At 64.6% G+C, this 1597-nt stretch carries 1 protein-coding gene; it reads left to right on the plus strand.

Annotation, left to right across the window (positions count from 1 at the left end; translation table 11 throughout):
* On the plus strand, positions 1–1597 hold a 1597-nt coding region (locus tag OWC43_RS04245), incomplete at both ends, for a PQQ-dependent dehydrogenase, methanol/ethanol family (protein WP_393958487.1).

Below are 1597 nucleotides of genomic sequence, written 5' to 3' on the forward strand. Positions count from 1 at the left end.
CGCTCGTCGTCGGCAACATCATGTACGTCCACACCCCGTTCCCGAACATCGTCTACGCCCTCGACCTCGATCAGGGCGCGAAGATCGTGTGGAAGTACGAGCCGAAGCAGGACCCGTCGGTCATTCCGGTGATGTGCTGCGACACCGTCAACCGCGGTCTGGCCTATGCCGACGGCGCCATCCTGCTGCACCAGGCCGACACCACCCTCGTCTCGCTCGACGCCAAGTCCGGCAAGGTGAACTGGTCGGTCAAGAACGGCGACCCGTCCAAGGGCGAGACCAACACCGCCACCGTGCTGCCGGTGAAGGACAAGGTCATCGTCGGCATCTCCGGCGGCGAGTTCGGCGTGAACTGCCACGTCACCGCCTACAACCTCAAGGACGGCAAGAAGGTGTGGCGCGGCCACTCCCAGGGTCCTGACGCCGACATGATCATGGATCCCGAGAAGACCACGTCTCTCGGCAAGCCGGTCGGCAAGGACTCCTCGCTGAAGACCTGGGAAGGCGATCAGTGGAAGACCGGTGGCGGCTGCACCTGGGGCTGGTTCTCCTACGATCCCAAGCTCGACCTCTTCTACTACGGCTCGGGCAACCCCTCGACCTGGAATCCGAAGCAGCGTCCGGGCGACAACAAGTGGTCCATGACCGTGTGGGCGCGTAACCCCGACACCGGCATGGCCAAGTGGGTCTACCAGATGACCCCCCACGACGAGTGGGATTACGACGGCATCAACGAGATGATCCTCACCGATCAGAAGATCGGCGGCAAGGATCGCCCGCTGCTGACCCACTTCGACCGTAACGGCTTCGGCTACACCCTCGATCGCGCGACCGGCGAACTCCTCGTCGCCGAGAAGTACGATCCGGTGGTGAACTGGGCCACCAAGGTCGACATGGACCAGGGCTCCAAGACCTACGGCCGTCCGCTGGTCGTGTCGAAGTACTCGACCGAGCAGAACGGTGAGGACGTGAACTCGAAGGGCATCTGCCCGGCCGCTCTCGGTTCGAAGGACCAGCAGCCGGCGGCGTTCTCTCCGAAGACCAACCTCTTCTACGTCCCGACGAACCACGTCTGCATGGACTACGAGCCCTTCAAGGTGACCTACACCCCGGGCCAGCCCTATGTCGGCGCGACCCTGTCGATGTACCCGGCCCCCGGCTCGCACGGCGGCATGGGCAACTTCATCGCCTGGGACGGCGTGAACGGGAAGATCAAGTGGTCGAACCCGGAGCAGTTCTCAGCTTGGGGCGGCGCCCTGGCGACGGCGGGCGACGTGGTGTTCTACGGCACGCTCGAGGGCTACCTGAAGGCGGTGGACTTCGCGGCGGCCACCCCGGCGCTGGCCAACGACAGCGTCCTCAAGTCCATCGCCAACCCGGCGGAGCAGGCGCTCCAGACGGTTGACTATGCCAACACCCGCTATTCCAAGCTCGACCAGATCAACGCCGGCAACGTCAAGAACCTCCAGGTCGCCTGGACCTTCTCGACCGGCGTGCTGCGCGGCCACGAGGGCTCCCCGCTCGTCGTCGGCAACATCATGTACGTCCACACCCCGTTCCCGAACATCGTCTACGCCCTCGACCTCGATCAGGGCGC

This window comes from Methylorubrum sp. POS3, from assembly GCF_043352485.1.
In the GTDB taxonomy this organism is placed as follows: domain Bacteria; phylum Pseudomonadota; class Alphaproteobacteria; order Rhizobiales; family Beijerinckiaceae; genus Methylobacterium; species Methylobacterium suomiense.